The sequence below is a fragment of the Gynuella sp. genome, assembly GCF_050297175.1.
GTDB lineage: Bacteria > Pseudomonadota > Gammaproteobacteria > Pseudomonadales > Natronospirillaceae > Gynuella.
In genome coordinates, this window is sequence record NZ_JBNKSF010000064.1 from 1 (window position 1) to 8,383 (window position 8,383).

The window sequence follows — 8,383 nt, forward strand, 5'->3', positions numbered from 1 at the left end:
ACCGAGTACCGTGCACCGGAAGGGGAGGTGGAACAGACACTGGCAGAGATCTGGCAGACACTGTTGTCGGTAGAACGAGTCGGGCGGGATGATCATTTCTTTGAGCTGGGTGGGCATTCGCTGCTGGCGGTGCAATGCGTATCAGAATTACGAAATAAGCTGAAAACGGAAGTATCATTGTCTTTGCTGTTTGCAAACCCTGTGCTTATTGACTGCGCAGAAAGTATTCAGCATCAAACACAAACCGTATCCCTCATTGTCACACCCGCTCAGCGGCCAGAGTACCTGCCGCTATCGTATGCACAGCAGCGCTTGTGGTTCATTGCTCAAATGGATAAGAGCGCCAACGCAGCCTACATCATGCCGAATACCCTGAAAATTTCAGGTGAATTAAACATCGATGTTTTGCAAGCAGCCTTGAACCGGATTGTGGCTCGGCATGAAATACTACGCACCCGCTTTATAGATAGGGATGGAGAAGCGATACAGTATATCGACCCAGAGAACATTGGGTTTACTTTACGGGTTCAAGCACCGTCTGTTGACAGTACTGTTGAAGCTTCCTCACTGGATCTTGTAAACGGTCCAGTGATAGAAGGCTATCTGACGCCACTGTCGCCAACTGAACATCGGCTGCATATTAATGCACACCATCTGGTTTCTGATGGATGGTCAGAAGATCTTCTGATCCGTGAACTGAGCATTTTATATGATGCTTATGCCAAGGGATTACCCGACCCATTACCACCATTACCCGTTCAATATGCGGATTATGCTATCTGGCAACGCCAGTGGTTATCAGGTGATCAGTTAACTCATCAAAAAAATTATTGGCACTCGCGTTTAAAGGATGCCCCGACCTTGCTTGAGCTGCCGACAGATTTTCAGCGACCAGCAGAACAACAGTATCAGGGAGCCAGCGTTGACATAACATTGGATGCGACACTGACACACAAACTGAAAACGCTCAGTCAGAAACATGGCACCACACTGTTTATGACAATATTGACGGGTTGGTCTGTATTAATGGCACGGCTTTCGGGTCAGAACGACGTAGTGGTCGGCATACCTTTCGCCAATCGCAATGTTGCCAATACAGAGTCGTTGATCGGAATGTTTGTTAATACGTTAGCGATACGAACGGATATACGAAACAACCCGTTGGTCAGCAACTTATTGACAGAGGTCAGGAAACATACGCTGGACGCGCAGGCAAATCAGGATTTGCCTTTTGAACAGCTGGTTGAGCTGCTTGAACCGCCCAGATCGATGTCTTTTAGTCCAATCTTCCAAACAATGTTTGTCTGGCAGAATGTTTTGGATGAAGACTTTTCCATTTCTGATCTGGACTTTCAGGATATTAGTGATGATACCGATATCGCCCAGTTTGATTTGACTCTTTCGATGCAGGAAGACGATTCGCAACTAAAAGGCTCACTGAATTATGCCACAAGTTTGTTTACTCAAACCCGCATTGAACAGTTTGTAGAGAGTTTAAAAGTATTGCTGGATGCTATAACGACAGATGATTCGCAGGCAGTATTGTCGTTGCCCATCGTCTCTCAACAACAACAGAAACTAGTTGGTCATTTTAACGAAACATCCGCGGAATACCCGGAAGATACTTGCCTTCATGAACTCTTTGAAAAACAGGTTGCCGAGACACCCGATGCCATTTCCGTGGTCTATCAGGGCCAATCATTAACGTATCAACAGTTAAACCAGAAAGCTAATCAGCTGGCACACTGGTTAATAGAGCATGGTGTCACACCCGATTCACGCGTTGCCGTGGCATTGCCGAGAAGCCAGGAACTTCTGGTGTCATTACTGGCCGTTCTGAAATCCGGAGGTGCTTATGTTCCATTGGATCCTGGTTACCCAACGGAACGACTACAGTTCATGCTTGAGGACAGTAATCCCGTTGTCTTTATTTCAGAAACAACCATTCTATCTCGCCTCAATGAACTTCAAGAAGGGGTTACCCAGCTCTTGCTGGACGATCCCGACAAACCCTGGCAACACTATGCCAAAGAAAATATTCCTGTAGACCTTCTTCGGCTGACGCCCAGACATCTGGCTTATGTTATTTATACCTCCGGTTCGACAGGTAAACCTAAAGGCGTGATGAATGAACACCGCGGTGTCGTTAACCGGCTCTGGTGGATGGCCAGTGACTATGGTTTCTCGAACAAAGATGTTTTTCTGCAAAAAACACCGTTCAGTTTTGATGTCTCTGTATGGGAACTATTTAGTCCTCTATGCTGCGGAGCAAAGCTTGTCATAGCCGAAGCCGGACGTCATGGTGACCCGGAATACCTGATCGATCTGATTGAGCAAACGGCAGTCTCCGTCATCCATTTTGTACCACCGATGCTTCAGACATTTCTGCGCAATATATCTGCAGATCGCTGTCTATCATTAAGGCAGATTTTCTGTAGTGGAGAAGCTTTGCCGGCAGCGACGGTTACACTGACACAGCATTCATTACCCCAAGCGCGCATCAGTAACCTTTATGGTCCGACAGAAGCGGCCATTGATGTTACTGCATGGGATGCACCTGAAGGGTTTTCAGGTCCACAGGCACCCATTGGTTCACCCGTTTCCAACACAGAAATTTATATTTTGGATGCGTTTGGTCAGCCGGTTCCCGTGGGTGTGATAGGAGAAATCTTTATCGGTGGAGTGCAGGTAGCACGCGGTTATCTGAACCGCCCTGAATTGACTGAAGAACGGTTCATTCGAAACCCGTTTGTCTCCGATATCACAGCCAAGATGTACAAAACTGGTGACCAGGGCCGGTGGTTAATGAGTGGCGATATTGAATACTCAGGCCGAAATGATGACCAGGTTAAAATACGTGGATTCAGAATAGAACTGGAGGAAATCAGAACCCAACTGCTTTCATTTGATGGCACCCATGATGCAATAGTCGTTGCTTCACCAACATCAATGGGTGAGTTGCGCTTGACTGCCTATTACACGTCAAATAAACCTTTGAAGATTGAGCTGTTAAAGGCGCAGTTAAGTATCACACTTCCGGAACACATGGTGCCGGCAGTGTTCATATATTTAACAGAGATGCCGTTGACTCCTAATGGAAAAATAGATCGAAAAGCACTGCCAGAAGCGAATGAATCCTCGTTTTCCAGGTCGATCTACCAGGCTCCTGTGGGCACATTGGAAACTCAGTTGGCAGATATCTGGCGTGAACTGCTAGATCTGGAAAAAATAAGTCGCCACGACAACTTCTTTGAGTTGGGAGGGCATTCGTTGTTAGCCGTCAGAATGTCGGAGCGTGTTCGACGCCTTGGTTTCCAGTTGCCCATACGCTCGCTATTTCAGCGGCCGGTACTTAAAGAACTTGCCTCAGCATTGGAGCAAGTGAATGAGTTTGTGGTTCCGGAGAACAGAATCCCAGCGGGTTGCACAAACATCACACCGGACATGTTGCCACTGATCACTCTGACTGATGCTCAAATTCGAACACTTGAACAATCGGTCCAGAACGGAGCTGCGAACATACAGGATATCTATCCGTTGACACCACTGCAGGAAGGCATTTTTTTCCAGCATCAAAAACAAACGGAAGGTGATGACTACATCATTCCAACGTTGCTCGAATTTGACAGTCGTGAACGGCTCGACCACTTTCTCTCTGCTATGCGGCAAGTCATTAAACGTCACGATATTTTAAGAACCTCAGTTGCCTGGGAAGGATTGCCGGAACCTGTTCAGATCGTTTGGCGTGAAGCAGAACTGTCTGTTGAAGAACTGGTCATCGATAAGCCATCGGTAGAAGAAGAATTGATCCGCATTTTTGATCTGGACAGCTACAGAATAGATATTCGTCAGGCACCGATGATACAGGCGAAAGTCTGTTTTGATGCGCCAAATCAACGTTGGCTGATGTATTGGCTGTGTCATCACTTAATTGAAGATGTGACCACACTGCAATTAATGCTTCAAGAAGTACAGGCATATATGAACGGACAAGAGCACCGGTTGCCGCCATCTGTTCCATTTCGTCAGTTTGTTGCATACAGCAAGGCAAAGGCTTCAGATCATTCATATGAGTCTTTTTTCCGAAAAAAACTGGGGGATATTGTTGAACCAACCAATCCATTCGGACTGACACCAAATACAAATAGCGAAGAAGCACCCTATATAATTCAACGAAGTATCCCTGATCATCTTGGACAGGAACTCAGAAGTCATGCCCGCAGACTGGAGGTGAGTGTTGCCTCGGTGTTTCACCTTGTCTGGGGATGTGTGCTTCGTGAAATTTGTCAGCAGAATGATGTTGTGTTTGGAACGGTATTGACTGGTCGCATGTCAGGCAGCATCGATATTCATCGTGCATTGGGCTTATTTATTAATACCTTGCCGATTCGTATTTCATTGACGGAAATGCCCGTAGAGCATGCCATTAAAGTGGTTAATGATGAACTCGCCGAACTGATACAACATGAACATGCGCCGTTGATTCTGGCTCAGCAGTGCAGTGGATTACCCGCAACAAGTCCACTGGTAACAACCATATTGAACTATCGCAATGTTGGCCTGGACATCGACAACGGTCATGAAATGGATGGCATTGATGTTCTTCATGATGAAGAAAGAACCGAGTATCCGATTTCATTGTCCATTAATGATCATATGAATAATTTTACTTATGACCTCACCGTCGATAGTCGTCTGAACGCAGAGCTCATCGCCGGCTATTTGGATAACACGATTCAGCAGATACTAAATTCGCTGGAAAGTAATGAAGAAAGCGATATTTTGCAGCTCAAAACACTTCCGGAAGATCATCGTAATCTGGTTTTATATGAGTTTAACAACACAAAAACCGCTTACCCAAGAGATCAACGGCTCGACGATATTTTTCAGGCTCAGGCTGAACGGCATCCAGATGCAGTAGCCGTGCGTCATCACGAAACTCTATTAACCTACAAAGAGTTGGATCAACGGGCAAATCACCTGTCTCAACAGTTATCAGAAATGGGGCTTAAGACAGGTTCCCGTGTCGCCTTGTTTTTACCTCGATCTATTGAGCTGATTCTTTGTCAGCTGGCCATATTGAAAGCAGGGTGTACCTGTGTTCCTCTGGATGTAAATGCACCGGAAAGCCGCACCAATCAAATTCTTCAGGATTGCGGTGTAGATATGCTGATTTCAGAAAGGGCAAATTTAACACCTGAAGATACCGGAATTTTTGTCGAAACCGCTCAGTTGGATTGGCACGGTCGCAGTGAAAGAGCTGTGAAATGTGCGGCCAATACCGCTGAAATTGCTTATATCATGTACACCTCCGGGTCAACCGGAAAGCCAAAAGGAGTGCAAGTTCCTCATCGTGGCATTATCCGGCTGGCTGTTAATAACGGATATGCAGAGTTCGATCACAACGACGTATTCACCGCTTCTTCTAACCCTGCTTTTGATGCCAGCACGTTCGAGTATTGGGCTTGTCTGTTAAATGGCAGTCAACTGGTTATCATTGATCAGGAAACGCTGTTGTCTGCAGAGAGTTTGACGGCTGAGTTAAAACGTTGCCGCGTTACAGTGATGTGGATGACGGTCGGTTTATTTCATCAATATGTCGAGCTGTTTGATCAGTTAAATCATCAACTGCGCTACCTATTGACTGGTGGCGATGTCGTTAACCCGCAAGCCGCATATCGGGTACTGGCTCATTCCGGAACGATGCAGATTCTCAACTGCTATGGACCCACAGAATGTTCAACGTTTTCAACCGCTCATACTATCTGCCTGCCTATCAAAGGTAGCATTCCAATAGGTCGGCCCATCGCAAATACCCGAATATATTTGCTGAATAACGAATTGAATCCAGTCCCCATTGGTACCGTTGGTGAGGTTTTTATTGCTGGTGACGGTGTTGCCAGAGGTTACCTGAACAAACCCGAATTAACCGGGGAATCATTTCTGGACGATCCTTTTTGTCCAGACAATTCCTCGAAAATGTATCGAAGCGGAGACCTCGGGCGATGGTTGCCTGATGGTCGTATCGAGTTCCTCGGGCGAAATGACCAACAAGTAAAAATCCGTGGTTTCCGTATCGAGCCCGGCGATATCGCATCACACATGTTGCAATTATCCGGTGTTGAGGATGCATATGTAACAGACAGAAAAACAACATCTGGTGAAACACAGTTAATTGCTTTTTATACCGGAGACCAAAGCATAGAGAAAGCCGACATTCGCCAGCAGTTATCCCTGGTGCTACCCAACTATATGCTGCCCTCAGCCTATGTCTACTTGGAGAGTCTGCCATTAACAACCAATGGAAAGATAAACCGGAAGGCTTTACCGGATCCGACAGAGGGTGCGTATGTTCTGAGCCCCTTTGAAGCGCCAGAGGGAGCGACTGAAACGCTGATAGCAGAACTTTGGCAAACCGTATTAGGTATTAAGAATATTGGAAGGTATGACAACTTTTTCGAATCTGGCGGTCATTCGTTGTCAGCCGTTCGCTTAATGTCATTGATCAGAGAAAAGCTTGAGTTGGATGTTCCTGTCTCTGAGTTATTTGCCAATCCCTCTCTGGCTGCATTTTCAGTATGTATTGCCAAATTGGAAATGGCACAAATGAATTCAGATGAGTTGGATGCATTAATCTCCTTAATGGAAGGAGAAATCAATGAGTAATACGACTGTACAGAAAAAGAGATCCATCAATGACCTTTCTCCGCAGGAACTGTTAAAGCTTTATGAGAAAGCGAAAGAAAAAGGCATAACTCGCAAGAAAACGATTAATACCGAGAGTATTCTGAAAACAGAACGATCACCCTCCGGTGATGATTTATCCTATGCGCAACAGCGAATCTGGTTTCTATCTCAACTGGATAGTGAAGCCAGTTCAGCCTATTCAATTTCGGAATCGCTCAGAGTAACAGGTGAGCTGAATCTCGAAGCATTAACTTCCGCACTTAATCAGATATTGTGCCGGCATGAAGTATTGCGAGTATATTTTGTCTCCACAGAAAGCGGCCCTAAACAGCGGGTTAATCATGAGTTATCTTCATTTCCATTGGATATTACGGATCTCTCAACAGCAGCTACTAAAACCATTGCTCCATTTAACCCGAATTTCGATTTACGCCGTGCACCATTAATTGGTGGACAACTCATTAAGTTGGAAGAGCGTGAATATATTCTGAATATTGCCATGCATCACATTATCTCAGATGCATGGTCAATGTCCGTCTTCACTGATGAGTTAAACCAGCTATATGAAGCCTTCATTCATGGCAAATCGAACCCGCTGACGCCATTAGCGGTTCAATATATTGATTTTGCCATTTGGCAAAGAAAGAACGTTAGCGAGAACATTCTGAAAGAACAACGGAATTTTTGGTGGCAATGCCTGAATGATGCTCCAAAAACACTGAACCTGCCGACTGATTATCCAAGGCCTGAGATTCAGGACTTCCATGGCAATACATTGGAATTTGAACTTCCTCAAAAAACGAGTGCTGCACTAAAACAGCTTGGTTATGAACAAGGCACAACCCTGTTTAACGTTTTATTAACCGGCTGGGCAATATTGCTTTCTCGCTTGTCCTGTCAGCAGCAGGTTGTTATCGGTACTTCTGTCTCTAATCGAAATCGCACCGAATTAGAACCATTGATAGGGATGTTTGTTAATACGCTGGCATTGAAAATTGATATCAAACCTGACAGCACTATACGCGAGCTGTTAAAACATGTTCATTCTGTAACGTTGTCTTCACAAGCGAATCAGGATATTCCGTTCGAGCAAGTCGTTGAAGCACTGGATCCACCCAGATCACTGTCTTATAGTCCAATATTTCAGGTCATGTTCGATTGGATAAACACACCAGAGACTGACTTGGATATGTCGGCACTGGTCATCGAATCAGCCGAAAGTGAACATAACACTTCACAGTTCGATATCAGCCTGGCGATGTGGGAGAGTGAACAACAAATTTATGCGCGGATAGAATACGCAACCGCATTGTTCGATCCATCCACCATAGAACACATGGCTCAATATCTAATGAGAGTCATAGCTGTTATTTCTCAAAATATTGATGCCAAGCTTAGCCACATTGAGCTTCTTTCACCTCAAGAACGCCACACCCAACTGAGCAGCTTCAGTGGCCCGGCCCGTACGTATCCCGGTGCCCCCACGTTACACCAACGCTTTGAAGCCATCGCCGAACGCCTCCCAACTCACTGTGCCGTTGTGCATAACGACCAACAGATGGATTACCAGACCCTCGACCGTCGCAGTAATCAGGTGGCTCAGACATTGTTGTCCCAAGGTGTACAACGCGGCCAACTCGTCGCCATTCATTGCCCCCGGTCCATCGAGTTTCTCATCGGCATCCTCGGCACCCTC

General features: G+C 45.8%; 2 protein-coding genes and 1 pseudogene. All 3 read left to right on the forward strand.

What is annotated here, in order from left to right; translation table 11 throughout:
- A pseudogene (locus ACQY6I_RS24850) lies at positions 1–147 on the forward strand (phosphopantetheine-binding protein); the annotation flags it as partial.
- Positions 148–201: 54 nt separating this feature from the next.
- Positions 202–6,666: an amino acid adenylation domain-containing protein gene (locus ACQY6I_RS24855; protein WP_428244384.1), complete on the forward strand. Its 6,465-nt coding sequence runs from the start codon at positions 202–204 to the stop codon at positions 6,664–6,666.
- The coding region (locus tag ACQY6I_RS24860) for a condensation domain-containing protein (RefSeq protein WP_428244383.1) at positions 6,659–8,383 on the forward strand (1,725 nt) is incomplete at its 3' end. The genes ACQY6I_RS24855 and ACQY6I_RS24860, both read left to right, overlap by 8 nt.